Below are 17,160 nucleotides of genomic sequence, written 5' to 3'. Positions count from 1 at the left end.
AACAGAAGATCGCCGACGCCTTCTTCGCCGAGGGGCTAATCCCGACCAAGGTGAAGACCGATGCGGTGAAGATCTGGTCGCCGCGCGCATCGTGAGGACGCACGATCAGTCTGTGACTAGCGCCGACTGAACTCACGCAATCGGACACGGTCTCTCTTCATCATGCCCGGCCTTTGCGCCGGGCATCCGCAGTCTGCCCCGCTCGCGACACGTACGCGGATGGCCGGGGCCAGGCCATGACCGCGCATATCGAACGACGACGCGAGCGAGAGACGACGCCTCCTGCGAGCCGCCGTCTCGGGTCAACTTCAATCGAGCTGTGAGTCGGAGAACGTCGATCACAGCACCCGAAAGCCGTGGGTGCCATCGCGGCCGAGTTGCTCGACCAGGCCGAATTCCCAATCGAGATAAGCCTGCATTGCGGCGGCGGCGTTGTCGGTGCCCTCATAGGGCCGCTTGTAGACATCGTCGACGTCGTGCGCTGCATGCGTGATGCCGCGCTCCAGCGGCAGGCCGGCGGCCTCCCACGCCTGCGTGCCGCCGCCGAGCACAGCGATCGGCCGATCGGTGAGAGCCCGCAGCTCGCCGGCCACGAACTGCGCGATCACGCCATCCCAGGATGTCAGGACCAGCGGACCTTCTCCCGGCAACCGCCGCAAGGCCTCGGGCAGCCGCGCCCGTGCCGCAAACCACGCGCCGGGAATATGCGCGGCCGCGTGCCGCGGACTCGGCGCGAGGTCGATCACGGTCGATTGCGCGAGGTCGGCCGCAAGCGCCTGTGGCGTCAGCGTCGAAAGCCCGTGGGTCGGCAGCGGCGGTCGCCGTGGCGGACGCGCTCCGGTTTCCTGTTCACCGTCGACGGGGCCCTGCAGCACATACACGTTGCGCCAGCCCATCTGGATCAGCCACGACGCCGCGAGCGTCGCGCGGACGCCGTCGTCGTCGAACAGCACCAGATGCGCGTGGCGAACGCCGACCCATTCGTCGGTCGCCTGGACTAATTGCCCGCCAGGCGCAGAGCGGAATCCCGGAACATGGCCGGCGGCAAACTCCTCCGGCGTACGGACATCGAGCAGATACACAGTCACGTCGCGGCGGTCGCGCCAGCTTTCGACCGTGGCGCGGTCGATGCTCCGCAGCCCGACGCGCCGCGCCAGCGCCTGCGCCCGTTCGCGGGCCAGCCGCTGCGCCTCGTCCGACAGGTCGGGGAAGCGGCGTTGGGCGCCGTGATCGAGCTGCAGGCCCGCGAGCGTCCAGCCGATCGTGCCGTTGCGCAGCGCGAACACCTTGTTGGGGATGCCGGCATTGATCAGCGACTGCGTGCCGATGATCGAGCGCGTGCGACCGGCGCAGTTGACGATCACGGTCGTTTCAGGACGCGGCGCGAGATCCTGCACGCGCAGCACCAGCTCGCCGCCCGGCACGCTGGTGCCGGTCGGGATTGACATCGTGCGATATTCCTCGAAGCGCCGGGAATCCAGCACGACGACATCGGCATTGCCGGCGATCAGCCGCTCGACCTCGGCGGCCGGCAGCGAGGGCGTGTGCCGGGTCGCCTCGACGAGTTCACCGAACGCCTTGCTCGGCACGTTGACGTCGATGAACAGCTCGCCGCCGGCGCGCCGCCAGCCGTCGAGACCACCCTCGAGCTCCGCGACGTTGCTGTAGCCGAGTTCGCTCAGCTTCGCGGCTGCGCGCGCGACCAGCCCCTCGCCGTCGTCATACAGCACGATCGGCGCATCGTGGCGCGGCACCAGGTCGAGCACATCGAGTTCGATGCGGCCGAGCGGCAGCGGCACCGCGAACAGCGGATGGCCGCGCGAAAACGGCCCCTCCTCGCGGACATCGAGCAACGCAATTTCGCGGCCGTCGATCAGCGCGGCGCGAACCTCGGCGAACGAAACGGTGCGGGTCACAGCGCAGTCTTTGCAAGAAAGCCGGAAATCGTCATCGGGGCAGTCTACTCCTTCGAGCGGTCCCACAGGTTGGGAACGGCGGCATCGGCATATCCCGACACGAACGGCTTGCGCGCGCCGGTCGCCGGATCGAACACGGAGCGGCGGATCGCGCCGATATTGCCGCCATAGACGTGGATCGAGATCGAGGGGCGATCGTCATAGGCGTTGGCGATCGCGTGAATGTCGCCGATGCGCGGCGACACCGCAACCACTTCGCCGGCGTCGATGCGTTCCGTCGGCCCGATCTCGAAGCCGCCTTCGGGATGCGGCGTGTAGCTCTCCGACAATTCGGCGCCGCGCAGCACGCCGACCAGTCCCCACACCGTGTGGTCGTGCACCGGCGTGCGCTGCCCCGGCCCCCACACGAAGCTGACGATCGACAGCCGCTCCAGCGGATCGGCGTGCAGCAGATACTGCTGATAGTACTGCGGATGCGGCTGCGCATAGGCGTCCGGCAACCAGTCGTCCCGGCTCACCAGATCGACGAGCAGCCGCCGCCCCACGCCGAGCGCCTCCGCTTCCGGCGGCGCACGGTCGATCAGCCGGGTGAACGCGATCACGAAGTCGCGCAGCTTGTACGGCCGGGGGCTCACCAAGTGGCGTCGAGCCCCAGCAAGCCGAGAATCTGACGGCGCAGATCGGCGAGCCGCGGATCCCCGCGATGGCGCGGATACGGAAGATCGACCGCGATGTCGGCTTTCAGTTTGGCAGGTCGTTCGCTGAACACGACCACGCGCTGCGCGAGAAACAGCGCCTCCTCGACGTCGTGCGTCACCAGCAGCGTCGTGAAGCCGTTGCGCTGCCACAGCGACACGATTTCGGTCTGCATGCTGAGACGTGTCAATGAGTCGAGTTTGCCGAGCGGCTCGTCGAGGATGAGAATATCCGGATCGTTGACCAGCGCGCGCGCCAGCGACACGCGCTGCGCCATGCCGCCGGAGAGCTGATGCGGATAGGCGTTGGCGAAGCCGGACAAGCCGACCAGCTGCAGCGCCGCATCGACGCGGTGCCGCTCGGACTTGATGATGCCCTGCGCCTCCAGCCCGAGCGCGACGTTCTTCCACACCGTGCGCCACGGAAACAGCGTCGGATCCTGAAACACCACGACGCGCGACGGGTTGGGTCCGGTGATCGGACGGCCGTCTTCGAACAGCCGGCCGGCGCGCGGCGGCTCCAGCCCCGCCACCAGCCGCAGCAACGTGGACTTGCCGCAGCCGGACGGCCCGAGCAGCGCGACGAACTCACCGGGCTGCGCGGTCAGCGAGACGCGATCGAGCACAGGCAGCGGCTTGCCGTCGATGTCGAAGTGATGGCTGACATCGTCGACCTCGAGCGAGGCGCCGGCGACCGGCGCCTCCTGTTTCACCGCGAGCGCACTCACCATTTCACCACACCCTTCTGCCAGACCAGGAGACGATCGCGGACCTTGAACAGTGCCGTGATCGCGCCGGAGCACAGCAGCGACATCACCAGCAGCGCCGCATACATGTTGGCGTAGGCCGCCCAGCCCTGCGCCCATTGCAGGTACCAGCCGAGGCCAGACTTCACCCCCATCATCTCGGCCACCACCAGCACCGCGAACGACGCGCCGAGCCCCATGAACAGGCCGACGAAGACATGCGGCAGCGCCGCCGGGATCGCGACCTTGAACACCAGGAACGACGGCTTGGCCCCGAGCGTGCGCGCCACGTCGTAGTACGCGTTGCTGACGCTGGCGACGCCCGACCAGGTCAGCACCGTCACCGGGAAGCCGGTGGCGAGCGCGATCAGGAAGGTCGAGGCGCTCCAGCTCGTCGGGAATGCGAAGAATGCGATCGGCAGCCACGCCGTCGCCGGCAGCGGCCCGATGAAGCGCAGCACCGGATGCACCCAATAGCCGATCGCGCGCGACCAGCCGATCGACACGCCGGTGACGAACCCGGCCAGCGCGCCGATCGCGTAGCCACCGAGTTGCAGCTTGATCGAGGCGAATACGCTGTCGAACAGCTTCTGCAGATCGTCGGTGTAGACCTCGACGATTGCCTGCGGCGGCGGGAAGAACGGCAGCGGCAGCAGGCCGAGCTTCGCCGTCAGCACCTCCCACACGGCCAGCCAGACGCCGAGCAGCACCAGCCACGGCGCCCGTCGCTGCACGGTGTCGGCGACGCGGCGCGACCAGAAGGCCGCGACGGAGGCGACCGCGATGGCTACGCCGATGACGAGCGCCGCGATCGCCACGTCCTGGGTGCGCGACCAGTCGCCGACATCCTCTCGCCACAGGCAGGACAGACCGAAGGCGAGCCAGGCGAGGCTCGCGGCGAAGCCGACGAAGCGGCCGCGCACGGCGCGCAACAGCGACAGGCTGGGGCCGGCCGGCCGGGTGGCTACAGCGAGATCGAGGGCTTCGGACATCGGATCCTCACACCTTGAACACGTCGGCATAGATCTTGTCGGCGAACTTGGTGGTGTCCGTCGACGGCTTGATCACCGACACGACCTTGAGGTCGTCGGCGTACAGCTTCAGCTCCTGCTTCAGATGCGCGCCGGTCGGGTGATGATCGTGGGTGTGATAATTGATCAGTTCGCGCAGATCGTCTTCGGTCACGATCTTCGGCGCGTAAGGTAGGAACGACTTCGCGGCCTTGTCCGGATTCTTCGACGAGAACTCTGCCGCATCGAGCAGCGCCTGGGTCAGCGCCCGCGCGACCTGCGGATCGTCGCGCAGCAGCGAACCGCGCAGGCCGACGATGCAGCAACTGACGTTGCGATACAGGCCATCGAGATTGGAGCCGATCTCGCGGAATTCGCCGTCCTTGAGGAAAGCGTAGGCCAGCGGATCCGACGACAGCGCCGCCTGCGCTTCGCCCTTCTCCACCGCCAGCCGCACCAGATTGCCCGGATACTGCCGCCAGTCGACATCCTTGTTCGGATCGATGCCGGCCTTCGCCAGCTGGATCGCGAAGAAGTTCTTGCTCGGCCCGGCCTGATCGTCGATCGCCACCACCTTGCCCTTCAGGTCCGTGACTTTGGTGATTTCCGATTTGGTCGGCGCGATCGCGCGCAGGCAGCCGCCGTGCGTGCCGGCAACGATCTTGACGTCGAAGCCCTGCTCCAGCGGCTTCAACCAGCGCAGCGCCATGCCGACGCCGGCGTCGCTTTTGCCGGTGGCGATCGCCTCGAGCAACTGATCGGTCGAGCCGGAAAAATTCACCAGCTCGACATCGAGATTCTGTTTCTTGAAGAAGTCGTGGTCCACCGCGACCGGCACTTGCACTGAGCACACCGCGTTGGCGTTCCACGACAATTTGAGCTTGCGCGGTGCGCCCGTCAGCGGCGTTGCCTCACCCGCGGTCCGGCAGATCGGCGCGCTGTCGAAATCGAATGCGGCCGGGCGCCCCGGAAAGGCCTGCACGCCGATCGGCGCAATCAACGCGCCGGCACCGGCGCCCAGCAGAAGCGAGCGCCGGCTCAGCCGATGTCCCGTTTGGTTGCTCATGGAGTCCCCTTCACATCATGACGCGGAATGACACGCGTCGTCCCGAGCCGGCGCCGTGACCACCAGCAGTGCCGCTCGGGACGACGGGCGCTCGCGGGCGCGACCGCTTCCGTTAAAGTCCGTGCGCACATGATCGTGCGGCCGCGACTAATCGGTCAATGAAACGCGGTTTCAAATGTCGTGCCGAGCAGAGAAGATAGCCGCCGCCCGCCGGCGCCTGATGAGCAAAGACGTCCGGCCCGCGAATATCATTCCATCGCGGTACGTCGCGAGAGATCAACTCACTCCCGCACCGGTTCTCCTCGCGCAAGCGTCGTCCTCATCGATCGAGGGTCGAATTGCACGCGCGACTTGGCTCGGCTAGTTCGCGATCGATCACGCCAACATCAGGATCTCATCGATGGCCAAGCCGAAGCCCGACGTCGTCACCTGCTCGGAGTGCGGGCAATACAATTGCTACCGCCACGACAAGCGCTATCCCGGCATCTGCGCCACCACCGATCTCGCTGGCGAAGAACGCGCCGAGTTGGTCGATTTGTATTCCGGCAACGGACTGGACGGCACGCTCGCCCGGGCCGCCGCCGAGGTCGAAGGCCTGTATTATTGCAAGCTGAACCGGATCGAAGAGACGGTGGCGTTCGCCCGGCGCATCGGTGCGCAGCGGATCGGCATCGCCACCTGCATCGGCCTGATCGACGAAACCAAAATTCTCGTCGACATCCTTCGCCTCGCCGGCTTCGAAACGCGCACGGCGCTGTGCAAGGTCGGTTCGATCGACAAGACCGAAGTCGGCATTCCCGAAGAGCTGAAGATCAAATGCGGCCATGAGGCCTGCTGCAATCCGGTGCTGCAGGCGCGGCTGCTCAATCGCGAGAATACCCAGCTCAACGTCATCATGGGACTATGCGTCGGCCACGACTCGCTGTTCATCCGTCACGCGGAGGCGCCGGTGACGACGCTGGTGGTCAAGGACCGGGTGCTGAGCCACAATCCGGTCGCGGCGTTTCACACCATCAAAACCTACAGCAGCCGGCTGCTCGACAAGCAGCGGCTGCAGGAGCTGTGAACCGGCGTGCCCGAACCAAGTCCCCCACGCGGGGGCGATGTCGCCCGCGCGAAGTGCATCTGCGGCGAGAGGGATCAGGAACGCCGATGCAGCCGCTCGTCGGGCGGCGCGATCTCGGTAACGAGGTCGCGCACCAGCGTCTTCTTCGGCAGCGGTGCCAGCGCGGTGACGCCTTCCTTGAGGCGTACGGTGCAGGCGTAATCGACCTCGCCGTCGATCAGCATCATGCACTCCTTGCAGGCGTTGGCGTTGATACAGGCGTAGCGAAACGCCAGCGTCGGATCGGCCGTGAGGCGCAGCGCGCGCAAGCCGTCCAGCACCGATTGCCCCGCCTCGAACGTCACCTCGAAGCTTTCGACCCGTGAGGCTTCGCCCGGGCTGCCGCGTTGAATGTGAAGCGTCGCTTTCATGCCGCAGCCTTTCCGCTCACGGACGCAGTGCGCGTCAGGCTCAGCTCGCCGTCCGACAACGTCATCACCTGGTTAAGAGTCCACGCCTCGTCCTGGCCCGGATGATCCTCGCGCTGATGCGCGCCGCGACTCTCGGTGCGGGCCAGCGCGGGCAGTGCCACGGATTGCGCCACCAGCACCATGTTGCGCAGATCGAGCCAGTCGAGCAGTTCGGAGCCGTAGCCGCGCGGCGCCGGCCACGGACCTTGGCCGACCTGCTGCTTCAGCGCAGCGAGTTCGGTGATGGCGCGGCGGAGCTTGTCGTCGGTGCGGAACGGCCCGACGAGTTCGGCCATCAGCGCCTGCAAGTGCGCGATCAGGGCCGCGGGGTTGGCCTGTGACGGCGATGCAGTGCCACGGAGCAGATCGAGCGTCGGGCGCGCCGCATCGGCGGACCATGGCGACGTCGTTCGTGCAGCATGACGCGCGGCGTTGCGGCCGGCGCGCGCGCCGAACACGAACGCCTCGGTGATCGCATTCCCCGACAGGCGGTTCGCGCCATTGGCGCCGCCCACCGCCTCGCCGCAGACATAGAGCCCGGGCACGGAGGTTCCAAGCTCGGTATCTACCCGAACGCCGCCCATATGATAATGCGCGATCGGCGCGACTTCGACGGGCCCGCGGGCGAGATCGATGCCATTGGCGGCGAGTCGGTCGACCACCGGGCCGAAGGCGCGACGGATGTCGGCTTCCGGCACGTGCTGGAAACTCAGATACGCGCCGCCCGCGGGACTACCTCGCCCCGCTTCGACCTCCTTGGTGATCGCATAGGTCGCCAGATCGCGGGTGAGCACGTAGCGTCCGTCGCTGCGGGTGTCGCGCGTCGCGTAATCCTCTTCGAATTCGCGCATCTCGGCATTGAGCAGCTTGCCGCCGAGCTTGTAGCGGAACGGATCCCACATGATCGGGTCCATGCCGACCAGCCGCGGCGCCAGATGCCCGATCGGAAAGAACTGCACGAACTCCATATCGATCAGTTCGGCGCCTGCGCGCAACGCCAGCGCGTAGCCGTCGCCGCTCATGTTGGACGACGCGCTGTTGCGCCGATACAGCCGCGTCAGGCCTCCGGTCGCGATCACCACCGCCTTGGCGGCGATCGTCACGACTTCGCCCGTGGTGAGATGCAGCGCCGTCGCACCGCAGGCTTCCCCGTCCTGCACGGCGATATCGATGATTGCGAGATCGCCGATGCGCCGGATGCCGCTCGCAGTATTGAGCTGGGTGCGCAGCGTGCGCGACACCGCCGGTCCGGTGGAGAGGAAGTCCACATAGGCGCAGCGCGGGCGGTCGTGGCCCGGCGCCTGCGCCTGCTTGATGTGGCCGTCCTCGCGTGCCCAGCCGACTTTCCAGTCGTCCATCTCACGCAGGCGATGCGGACCATCCTCGCACAGCAGCGCTGCGAGTTCCGGATTGCAGAGGCCGCGTCCAGCATTCAGCGTGTCGGCGAGATGATGCTCCCAATGATCCGGCGTCTGCTCGCCGAGCGCCGCCGCGACCGTCATCTGCGCCATCACGGTGGCGCCGCCGCGGCCGATCAGGCTGCGATCCGCCAGCAGCACCGAAGCGCCCTCGCGCGCCGCCTCCAGCGCCGCATACATACCGGCGCCACCGGCCCCGATGATCAGAACGTCGGTCGCGAGATGACTCGCGTCCCGGCTTGTGTCGCGGGCCGTACTTGGATTGACCATCGTTCTCCATCACCCCTACGTCGCGCCCGCTGACGCTCGCCGCGTGCAGCGCGGTATCCGAGGATTGTCTTGACGCAGCCGGGCCAAGTCAAAGCATGGGAGACATGCACGCCAGCGAAAAAGCGATCGCGCCCGGCGATGTGGACAACGCGGTTTGCGCTGCTCGCCCCTTGAGCGACATGCTCTCGCAATGAACGTCGGCAGCCGGTTCGGTCGGCACGGAACCGCCTCGTTGGCACTCACATTCAAGGCGCTTCGCCCGAAACAACGGCGGTTGACCGCGGCGTGCGACCGCACGCTGGTAGGCCGAAGGTCGCCCTTCAGCGCATTGAGGTTTGGCAGCGTGCGACCTAGGGTAGCCGGACACTGGTCCAATGACTGCTATGCCTCGCAAATCGCTCGCAACTTCAACCCAGGCGCCGCTGCTGCTCGGCGCGACGCTGCTGCTGTTCATCGTCATCGCCGGCGCGCTGTTCCTCAATCTGATGCGGCTGCGCGACAGCTTTTCGTGGGTGCAGCATACCAACGACGTGCTGCTGGCGATCGCCGGTATTCAACGTGCGGTGCTGGAAGCGGAGACCAATGAGCGCGGCTATCTGCTCACCGGAATCGACAGCTACAGCGAGAGCTATCAGCGCTCCCGTGAGGCGCTCGGATCGCGGCTCGACAGCCTGCGCGCGCTGGTCGGCGACAACCGGGAACACGTCGCGCGGGTCGACGAGTTGCGGCAATTCGTCGAGATGCGCACCGCCCAGCTCGGCCGCGTCATCGAACTCGGCCCCGAACGCATGCACGAGGCGCTGGAGATTCTCGAGCAGGCCCGTTCCGACCGGCTGACCGAACGCGTCGAAACCAGTTTGACGGCGCTGACGCGCGTCGAGCAGGCCCTGCTGACCGAACGGCTGCTGAAGCACGACCGCGAGAGCCTCGCGGCGGCGCTGATCACCGCCTGCCTGCTGATCCTCGCGGTCGCCAGCGCGGCGATCGCGGCGTTCCTGCTCGAGCATCAGCGCGCGGCGGCGCGGCAGCAGGAGGCCGATCAGCGGCTGCAGAGCCTGCAGGCCGAACTGATGCGGGTGGCACGGCTCAGCACCATGGGCGAGATGTCGAGCGCGCTGGCGCACGAACTCAATCAGCCGCTTGGAGCGATCACCAACTACGTGCAGGGCTCGCGGCGCCTGGTCGAGGCCAGCAGCCATCCCGACAAGGCGAAGATCGGCGCGGCACTCGACAAGGCCGCGCAGCAGACGCTGCGCGCCGGCGCGGTGATCCAGCGGCTGCGCGACTTCGTCGGCCGCGGCGAAACCGACAAGACCATCGAGAGCCTGCGGGCGATCGCCGAAGACGCGCTCGCCCTCGCCTCGGTCGTCACCCGCGACCGCCCGGTCGACATCACGCTCGCGCTCGATCCGGCGACCGACCGCGTGCTGGTCGACAAGGTCCAGGTGCAGCAGGTGTTTCTCAATCTGATCCGCAACGCCTTCGAGGCGATGCGCGACGAACCCGAGCGCCGGCTGAAGATCGGCAGCCGTGTCGCCCCGGCCGGCATGGTCGAAGTGGTGGTCGCCGACACCGGCCCGGGCCTCGACTCGCAGATCGCCGAGCGCATGTTCCAGCCTTTCGCCACCACCAAGCCGGACGGCATGGGCATCGGCCTGTCGATCTCGCAGACCATCATCCAGGCCCACGGCGGGTCGATCAGCGTCTCGACGCCCCCGGAAGGCGGCACCGTGTTCAGCTTCACGCTGCCGAGCGCCGAAGTCGAGCCGCTGCCGCTACCGGACGCGACCGTGCAGGCGAGCTGACGCAGGCCACTTCGCGCGCGGCCTCAGACATCGCTGGACACACTTGCCGCGCCCCCTTGTCGAAGCAGCAAGCAGCACCGTGACTTGCGCCACGCCACTTCCGCCGCAATCGCGGTTCGAAATCGCCCGATGCGATACACCGCTTTCAACCGCGCCTTGACCGCCGCGGCCCTCGCCGCCGCGCTGACAACGCCCCTCGCCGCGCAAGCGCGTGGCGGCATGGGCTTCCACATGCATGGCGGCATGGGTCTGCATCACGGCCGCTTCGCCACCGGCCGTCACGGCAACGACAGCTACGTCAAGGCGGCATCCGACGAGCGCGACAAGCTGCTGTCGAAGCTGAAGAGCATCTGTCGCGGCTGCTGAATATTACTCGCTCAACGCGCCGGCGCGTATCGCCTCGAGGTGCGGCAGGAACTACTCCGCGCTCTGCCGGCCTGCCGCCGGAAGGTCGGCGAGCCGCATCTCGAAATGCACGTACAGCCCGTACAGTGCGGGGCCGGCGGCGGCACGGCATTGCTCGAGCGCCGCGGCCGCGGTCGCGCGATCGCCGGCCTTGATGGCGGCCAGGAGCGCAGCGTGGAGCGTCTTCAAAACTGCGAATTCCGGTGTCGCGGCGACAGCCTCGTCACCGGCGAGCGCGTAGAGTCGGGTCGGTTTCGACTTGCCCTTGAGCATGATTTCGCCGGCTTCGAGCAGCGCCATGCCCGGCGCCGTGCGGACGACGTCTTCGGAGACGAGAATGTCGCTGCGGAATTCCTTCGAGGCGCTTTCAATCCGCGCCGCGACGTTCACCACGTCGCCCATCGCCGAGTAGTTGAAGCGCTTCGCCGATCCCATATTGCCGACGCAGGCGGTGCCGGTGTTGATGCCGACACCGATGCGCACCACCGGGTCAGCGAGCCCGCGCGCGGCGAAGCCGAACGCGTCGGCGTCGTTGAGCTGCTCGACCACGGCGCGCATCCGCAGCGCGGCGCGGCAGGCGCGCGCGGCGTGATCCGGCACATCGACCGGCGCATTCCAGAACGCCATGATCGAGTCGCCGATGTACTTGTCGATGGTGCCGAGTTCATCCTGGATTGCGTCCGACAGCGGCGACAGCAGCGTGTTGATGAAATCGACCAGCTCTGTCGCGCTCAGCGTCTCGGAGATCGGCGTGAAGCCGCGCACGTCCATGAACATCACCGACAGATCGCGCATCTCGCCGCCGAGCCGCATCGCCTCGGAGGATTGCTCCAGCTTGGCCAGCAGCGCCGGCGCCAGATACTGCCCGAATGCCTGTCGCACGAAGGTCTTCTCGCGCACCGAGGCGACATGCAGCACGCGCTCGACCGCCACATAGGTGGCGAGTGTCGCCAGCGACGGATACACCGGATCGATCAGCAGGCGGAAATGCGAGAACGCGATCCATGATCCGCCGACCGCAGCGAGAATGACAAGGCCGCACGCGATCAGCGAGAACCGCGCGCCGGCGATCAGCAGAAGTGCCGTCACCAGCGTGCCGAGCAGCAGCGTCGCGAGGATCTCGAAGCCGTCCGCCCAGTCCGGCCGCTCGATGAAGTCCTGCGCGATGATCTGCTCGATCAGTTGCGCCTGGATCGCCACGCCCGGCACGACCTGTCCAAGTGGCGTGGCGCGGGCGTCGAGCAGACCCGACGCCGAAGTGCCGACCAGCACGATGGTGCCCTCGAACCGGGCGCGCATCTCGGCGTCCTTGGCCGGATCGAGCACGTCCTTGACCGACACGGTGCGGTCCGGCCGCTCGCGGCTGAAATACACCCAGACCTCGCCGTCGCGGGTCAGCGGCAGCTTGAACTGCCCCACCCGCATGTCGACCAGCGCGGCGTGGCCGGTGTCGGCGTCGCCGCTGGCGCCGGTGCCACGCACCACGATGCCCTTCTGGTTCTGCACCACGCGCAATGCCTCGACCGCAAGGCTGGGATAGACCTGCGCGCCGTCGGACATCAGCATCGGCAGCCGGCGCACCACGCCGGCGCGGTCGCGTGCCGACAGGTTTATCGCGCCGATGCCGGCGGCGGCCTGATCGAGCAGCGGCAGGTTGGCGACCGCACCGCGGAACGGCGGCAGCACCTGCGTCGGGGTGACGCCGACCACCGCGAGCCCGGTCTTCACCGTCGGCCGCGTGGTGTTGCGCGCGCTGATCGCCGCGAAGCCGAGCACGGTCGGCGTCGCCTGCATCGCCTGTGCGAAGCTCGCATCGTGATCTGGCAGGCTCTTGAGCAGCGCGATGGTGAGGTCGCGGTCCGGCAGATCGGCATCGCCGAGTTCGCCGGCGAGCCGCCCCGGCGTGGTGCGGTCCTGCTCGGAGAAGATGATGTCGTAGGCGACCACGCCGGCGCCGAGTTCGCCGAGCCGCTTGGTCAGCGCGGCCAGCCGCGTACGTGGCCACGGCCACTGCCCGAACGCTGCCAGCGATGGCTCGTCGATATCGACGATCCGCACCGGCAGGTCGGCGACCGGCCGCGGCGAAAGCCGCTGATAGGCGTCGAAGGCACGTTCCTTCAATTCGCCGACGATGCGCGGATCGTAGGCGCGCAGCGCGGTCAGCAGGATCAGCGCCGCCAGCGCCGCCGCGACCGCGCGCATCGACTTGTTGCGCGCCAGCCGCCGCAGCCGCACCCAGACCAGCGTGGCGCGGCTGAGAAACGGATAGGCGTCGCGGCTCAGCCGCCGCATGAGGCCGGTCCGGTGCTCGCAGGCGGCATTATCTCACTCGGACGCCGCCACTGCGGCGACCGCCTCGACATGCGGATGCGCGTCACGAGGCCGGGCCTGACGACGCATGGCTGGGCGATGGTGTCGATCGATCGCATGGGCGGTCAGGCTTTCAGGATCACGCCGGCCCCGACTGTTTAGCGCGGCCTATCCGATCGAAGCAACCAGCCGTCCCTGCTACTTCATCTTCGCGGCAAAGATGCCGGAGCCAAGATAGCTGGCACCGGAGATCGCGACGGCGCCGCCCATCTCCCCCACCGGGCTGTTCACGCCGCGGAAGAAGCTCCCGGTCATCGCCATCTGCCGCGCGCCGGCATCGCCGGCCAGCGAGCCGGCGAAGTAGCGCGGGTCCTGCATGAACTGCACCTGACCGGCATAGTTGGTGCTGTCGAGGCCGGTCACCGTCACCTGGCCGGTGCGCGAACCGAAGTTCACCGTGTTACTGAAATTGCCGGTCGCCACATAGTTGCTGCCGGCGTTCTCGATGTTGGCGATGACGTGGCCGCCATAGGTCGCCTGCCCGCTCAGCGGCACCTCACCTGCCGTGGTCGGCCGCCCGGCGACCCAGAAGCCCAGCGCCGTGTCGAGATACGGCCCCTGCTTGCTCTGGCTCGCCCACAGCCCCCACCGGGTGTAATCGCAATCGCAGAAGTTCGTCGTCGTCCCGCCCTCGTCGGCATATTGGCGCGCCTGGTCGCGGGTCACCGTGACCATGGCGCCGGTCTGATCCGTGATCGGCAGGCCATTGATGGTCGACAGCGGCTTGCCCGTCTTGTCGATCGCAGCGCCCGCGGCGAAATTGCCGTAGTCGGCATAACCGCTCTGCCCGTCGAGCGACGGGTCGGTCGAGCCGAACTGATAGTTGAAGGTGGTCGGCAGATAGCCCGAGTTGGGACCGTGCGCGACGCCGCCGTCGAAATTCGCCTGGACCCGACCGCTCGTCGCATCGAGCGCGACGCGGGCGGTGCCGACGGCGATGCCGGTCGAGGGGCCTGAATAATAGGTCGAGCTGTTGGTGATCGTCGTCATCAGCGCACCGACGAAGCCGGAGAGCGTCATCGACGGACGCGCTGCGATGCTCTCCTGCGCGACCTGCTTGGCGGCCGCCTGCTGCGTCGAGGTCTGGATGGTCTGGTTGAGCGAGGCTGCGACCGGCGGCGGCGGGGGTGGCGGCGGCGGAACCGGCGTCAGCGAACCCGCCACCGAGCCGCCGGGCGTGCCGGTGGCGCGGCTCTCGGCGCGCTGCACGTTGGCGGGCGACGCGGTGCCACGGGCGACGCCGCCGCTCTGGCCGCTGCCGCTCTGGAACAGCCGGATCTGGTTGAGCACGAAGTTCGGCGGCGGCGGCCCGGGCGGCGACGGCGGCTGGCCGCCCTGCAGCGCGGTGTATTCGCCGGCGCCGAGCGACACCGTGCTGCCGCCGGATGTAACCGTCGAGGTGCCGTAGCCGGCATAGACGTGATTGGTGCCGATCAGCGCCACGCCGCCGCGGATGCCGACGGTGGCGGACGCGGTTTTGATCTCGGCGTCGCCGGTGTGGCTGATCTGGCCGCCGACGAAGCGCAGCGCACCCTTGCCGAGCGTCGCCGCCAGCTTCCCGCTGCCGGCGTTCGGGTCATAGACGTATTCGTCGATCGTGAGATCGCTGTTCGGTCCGATCGTCATCGAGGTCTTGTCGACGAACAGCAACTGCACCGAGCCCGCCGAAGTGGTCTGGATCCGCTCCTTGTGGGTGATCGACGATCCGATGGTGATGGTGCGCAGGTTCGCCGTGGCGTTCGGGTTCACCGCCGAGGCCTTGCCGACCTCCTGCGCCAGCGCGCTGCTGCCGAGCAGCGCCACAGTCAGGACCGCGGCGAGCACGCTGCGGCCGGCGCCCGCAATCCCCGTCGTCACGGCCGGGCTCGTGCCGGCATGACGGCGGTGAGTGGCTGACGACATGATCCCGTACATCGCCGACCTCCTCAGAAACGCAGCGTCGGGCCGATCGAGGCCGACAGGTTGTTGGTGCGGTAATTCGGCAGATTGGAGTCGATCTTGGTGTAGGTCACCTGGGTGCGCAGGCCGACATTGTCGACGAGCTGCGCATCGAAGATCGCGCCGTAGCGATATTCCTGGTCGCGGCGCACGATCACCGGATCGACGATGAAGTTGGGCGCTTCATAGTTGGCCTGGCTGAAGCCCGCGGTCGGCGCGAACACGAAGGCGCGCGGCGCGCCGAACACCGGCAGCACGAATTCGATCGGCAGCGCGACGTCGATCGAGTAGCGCTTGTAGCTGTTGTAGTCGGCGATCGCCTTGTTGCCGTCGAAGCCCGCACGCGTCGTCCAGTGCAGCCCGCCCCAGCGGAAGTCGGTGAGGATCGCGGCGGTCAGCAGATCGCCGGTCTGGTCGCTGGCGGTCGGGAAGTAATTGGAGTCGCTGAAGCGGCGGTGCCGGGTCTCGACATAGCCTTCGACCAGGCCGAGGCCGCCGAGCTGGGTGCGCGCCGACAGGCCGCCGCCGAGCGCGTTGAAATAGCTGTAGTCGCCGAGCCAGACCTTGTCGCCGATCGCGTAGTACTTGAACGAGGAGTCCTGGCCGAGCCCGATGCGGTGGCCGGCGGTGACTTCGACCAGGCCGAGATTGAAGCGGCTCTGCGTCATCTGCCGCGAGTTGAGGCCGAGGAAAGACGTCTCGATCGCATCGCCGCGCAGATTGAGCTTGTAGGCGTAGGTCGCCGCGACGGTCTGGAACGTGTTCCAGTCGGGCTTCTTGCCGTAGCGCGGATCGAGGATCGCGTCCTGGCCGAGCGCCCGCACCTGCAGCCCGTTCGGGCCGATATTGGCGTTGGTCTGGTAGCGCATGCCAGAATGCAGAAACACGCTGTATTCGTACGGCGCGAGCCGGCGGTCAATCTCCGACAGATACGCCATCACCTGGGCGCGGATCTCGGCCGGTACGTTGCTGCCCTTGATGGCGTCGAGCAGATAGCCGCGCGCGATCTCGTAGGAGGCGAGCTTGAAATACAGGACGCCGAGTTCGAGCTTCACCCGCGGCAGATCCGGATTGAAGAACAGCATGCGCTCGAGCGCGCCGATCGCCGCCTCGTAGTCACCGCGCGCCACCGCCTCGTGGGCGAACTTGAAGCTGACGTCGAGATCCGACGGCCGCTGATACATCCGCGCGAACAGCGTGTCGTAGTCCGGCGTCGCGGAAACCGCGGACACCGGCTTCGGCGCGGGCGCGCTCTGCTGGGCGGCAGCGCCCGTCACGGCGATCCCGGTCGCCGCAAGCAGGCCCAACATGGTGGCTCGAAACGTCACGCAGCACCCCGAAATCAAATACGATCGAAACCGTTTGCTCGTTGTCCGAGCTAATGGGTCGGGATTTTGCTGAGAACGTTCGGACAGCGGTATCCTTTTTTGCGATGTCCCGGCGGGATTACCTGCGGTCGTGGCTTTTGTGTCACGCGGGACACGCACGCAATGTCCTGAAATTGAACGAGATCACACAACTCGCCGCGGATTTGAGCAGCGCGGACTTAGTCGAGACCGCGCTCGGTGCTGAGACGGACCATCTCTGTGACAAAGATCGCTTTCTGCTTGTCGTCCAGCGTCGCGAACAGCGGCTCGGCGGCGTCGGCGACCGCGCGCTGATCGGCGCCGCGGTCGTACAGGAATTGCGCCTCGTTGCGCATCTGCTCGACGATATCGTCCGGCGGGTCGCGCTGCGCACGCGCCTTGCGCAATTCGAGCCGCTCGGCGCCGTGCTGCCCGAGGTAGTGCATCGCGCTGGAGAACAACCCCCAGTGTTTCTCCTGCTCCGGCGTCAGCTTCAGCTCGCTCTTGATCCGCGCGATATTGGCGTCCGAATTGGCGACGATCTGCTCGGCGGTGAGCGCCACCGGCGCAGCCGCGGGCGTCGCGGCAGCGGCCGGCGCCACGGCACCCTTGGCCTGCGCGGCCTTCGCCGCCTTGGCGGCCTCGCGCGCCTGCTTGCGC

14 protein-coding genes are annotated in these 17,160 nt (G+C 67.5%); 3 read left to right on the top strand and 11 right to left on the bottom strand.

The features are described from left to right. Positions 1-338 precede the first annotated feature (338 nt). From ACOJTD_RS26205 to ACOJTD_RS26185, 5 genes are read right to left on the bottom strand one after another with little or no spacing between them, the layout of a single operon-like run. Entirely contained in the window at positions 339-1,916 is a 1,578-nt protein-coding gene (locus ACOJTD_RS26205) for a rhodanese homology domain-containing protein (RefSeq protein WP_420135772.1), read from the bottom strand. Positions 1,917-1,960: 44 nt separating this feature from the next. Next, the gene (locus ACOJTD_RS26200) at positions 1,961-2,551 is read right to left on the bottom strand and encodes a cysteine dioxygenase (protein WP_420135771.1); all 591 of its coding nucleotides are present in this window, start codon (positions 2,549-2,551) and stop codon (positions 1,961-1,963) included. Then, the gene (locus ACOJTD_RS26195) at positions 2,548-3,342 is read right to left on the bottom strand and encodes an ABC transporter ATP-binding protein (RefSeq protein ID WP_420135770.1); all 795 of its coding nucleotides are present in this window, start codon (positions 3,340-3,342) and stop codon (positions 2,548-2,550) included. Before ACOJTD_RS26195 ends, ACOJTD_RS26200 begins: the two co-directional genes overlap by 4 nt. Continuing rightward, positions 3,336-4,349: an ABC transporter permease gene (locus ACOJTD_RS26190; protein WP_420135769.1), complete on the bottom strand. Its 1,014-nt coding sequence runs from the start codon at positions 4,347-4,349 to the stop codon at positions 3,336-3,338. Before ACOJTD_RS26190 ends, ACOJTD_RS26195 begins: the two co-directional genes overlap by 7 nt. 7 nt (positions 4,350-4,356) lie before the next feature. Beyond that, positions 4,357-5,433, bottom strand: coding sequence for an ABC transporter substrate-binding protein (locus ACOJTD_RS26185; protein WP_420135768.1), 1,077 nt, complete (start codon positions 5,431-5,433; stop codon positions 4,357-4,359). A gap of 400 nt (positions 5,434-5,833) precedes the next feature. Here ACOJTD_RS26185 and ACOJTD_RS26180 point away from each other — a divergent pair, with 400 nt between their 5' ends. Beyond that, a complete protein-coding gene (locus ACOJTD_RS26180) occupies positions 5,834-6,499 on the top strand; it encodes a DUF1847 domain-containing protein (RefSeq protein ID WP_420135767.1) in 666 nt (221 codons plus the stop codon). A 74-nt stretch (positions 6,500-6,573) separates the two neighbouring features. Here the strand turns inward: ACOJTD_RS26180 and ACOJTD_RS26175 are convergent, their stop codons facing one another. Beyond that, the gene (locus ACOJTD_RS26175; RefSeq protein WP_420135766.1) at positions 6,574-6,909 is read right to left on the bottom strand and encodes a 2Fe-2S iron-sulfur cluster-binding protein; all 336 of its coding nucleotides are present in this window, start codon (positions 6,907-6,909) and stop codon (positions 6,574-6,576) included. Then, complete coding sequence (locus tag ACOJTD_RS26170; protein WP_420135765.1) at positions 6,906-8,636, bottom strand: FAD-binding protein; 1,731 nt, start codon at positions 8,634-8,636, stop codon at positions 6,906-6,908. Before ACOJTD_RS26170 ends, ACOJTD_RS26175 begins: the two co-directional genes overlap by 4 nt. Before the next feature lie 383 nt (positions 8,637-9,019). Here ACOJTD_RS26170 and ACOJTD_RS26165 point away from each other — a divergent pair, with 383 nt between their 5' ends. Then, the gene (locus ACOJTD_RS26165) at positions 9,020-10,441 is read left to right on the top strand and encodes a sensor histidine kinase (protein WP_420135773.1); all 1,422 of its coding nucleotides are present in this window, start codon (positions 9,020-9,022) and stop codon (positions 10,439-10,441) included. Between the two features lie 129 nt (positions 10,442-10,570). Next, on the top strand, positions 10,571-10,807 hold the full coding sequence (locus ACOJTD_RS26160; protein ID WP_420135764.1) for a hypothetical protein: 237 nt from the start codon (positions 10,571-10,573) through the stop codon (positions 10,805-10,807). 51 nt (positions 10,808-10,858) lie between these two features. On the opposite strand, the gene ACOJTD_RS26155 is transcribed toward ACOJTD_RS26160, so the two are convergent. The 4 genes from ACOJTD_RS26155 to ACOJTD_RS26140 all read right to left on the bottom strand — a co-directional run. Further along, positions 10,859-13,138, bottom strand: coding sequence for a CHASE2 domain-containing protein (locus ACOJTD_RS26155; RefSeq protein ID WP_420135763.1), 2,280 nt, complete (start codon positions 13,136-13,138; stop codon positions 10,859-10,861). Between the two features lie 216 nt (positions 13,139-13,354). Beyond that, on the bottom strand, positions 13,355-15,073 hold the full coding sequence (locus ACOJTD_RS26150) for a FecR domain-containing protein (RefSeq protein WP_420135762.1): 1,719 nt from the start codon (positions 15,071-15,073) through the stop codon (positions 13,355-13,357). Between the two features lie 68 nt (positions 15,074-15,141). Next, on the bottom strand, positions 15,142-16,482 hold the full coding sequence (locus ACOJTD_RS26145; RefSeq protein ID WP_420135761.1) for a tetratricopeptide repeat protein: 1,341 nt from the start codon (positions 16,480-16,482) through the stop codon (positions 15,142-15,144). Between the two features lie 218 nt (positions 16,483-16,700). After that, positions 16,701-17,160, bottom strand: a 460-nt coding sequence (locus ACOJTD_RS26140; protein WP_420135760.1) for a Spy/CpxP family protein refolding chaperone, incomplete at its 5' end; no start/stop codon positions are given.

Origin of the sequence: Rhodopseudomonas sp. (assembly GCF_048594845.1) — a bacterium.
In the GTDB taxonomy this organism is placed as follows: Bacteria; Pseudomonadota; Alphaproteobacteria; order Rhizobiales; family Xanthobacteraceae; genus Rhodopseudomonas.
The sequence above is the reverse complement of the archived record's forward strand: the minus strand, read 5'-3'. Positions and strand labels throughout refer to the sequence as shown.